The following is a 1,205-nucleotide window of genomic DNA, read 5'->3' on the forward strand; positions in this document are numbered from 1 at the left end:
AAATCAGGCTGGGAAGCAAGTGTTTAATAAGCAAGTGAAACGAACAAAATTGTTTGAGTTTCTCGCAAACTATCCTGATGCAACCATAGCAATGGAAGCCTGCAGTGGCTCCAATTATTGGGGAAGAGAGTTTGAGATGCATCAAACAGTCATGCTCATTCCTCCTCAACACGTAAAACCTTTTGTCAAAGGCAACAAGAATGACAGGAATGATGCCTTCGCCATTACAGAGGCAGCCAGAAGGCCTGGAATTTACACCGTTAAACCAAGGACGATAGAGCAAACAGATATAATGCTTATTCATAAATTGCGGTCACGATATGTCGAGCAAAGAACAGCATTAATTAATCAACTACGAGGTTTCCTGCAGGAGTATGGAATTGTCATCGCTCAGGGCAAAGAGAAAATTCGTGCTGAGTTACCATTGCTACTGGAAGATGGCGACAACGGGCTTTCCGCACAAGCAAGAGCCGTAATCCACGGTATTTACACCGAGTGGCAGGAGCTGGAATCCAGTATAAAACAACAAGATGTGGCAATCAGAATTCAGGCTAAAAAAAGCGAAGTTGCACAAAGGCTAATGCAGGTGAAAGGTGTAGCTGAAAAGGTCTCAACTGCCCTTATCGCTCATATCGGTGACGGTAAGGCCTTTAAAAATGGGCGACACTTTTCAGCTAACCTGGGATTAGTTCCACAAGAGCACTCAAGTGGCGGTAAACAAAAACTGGGAACAATAACCAAACGAGGCAACGAATACATACGAAGACTATTAGTCCAGGGTGCATGGTCTGTTTTAAGAAATGTTGAAACGTCAGATGACAGGCTGTCGATTTGGGCTAAAAAATTAATGGAGCGAAGAGGTAAGCACAAAGCAGTTGTGGCTGTAGCAAATAAAATGGCTCGCATATGCTGGTCGATGATTTATTACCAGACAGATTACAGAGCAATATAAACAAAGAAATCACTTAACACGTCTGTAAACGCTAAATTAAATGAAGTAACGGGTTAAACCGACCCTTGTGAATGCTGGCAAGTACGCGGAGGAAAACTCCGTAGGGACGATAAGCGGCAAGGGTGCGGTTCTCATTTGGGCCAGAATCAGACTCTGATTCACAAAACAGGCCGGATATACGTATGCAGTTTATTCCTGTGACTTTTTGAAAATTTAGCAATTAAAAACTTGTAAATGTTGAGGTGTACATATA

At 42.7% G+C, this 1,205-nt stretch carries 1 protein-coding gene; it reads left to right on the plus strand.

Annotated elements, in window-relative coordinates:
• The coding region (locus AC0J20_RS23285; protein WP_473023597.1) for an IS110 family RNA-guided transposase at nucleotides 1-952 on the plus strand (952 nt) is incomplete at its 5' end.
• Nucleotides 953-1,205: the final 253 nt, after the last annotated feature.

The sequence above is a fragment of the Planctobacterium sp. R6 genome (genome assembly GCF_055755215.1).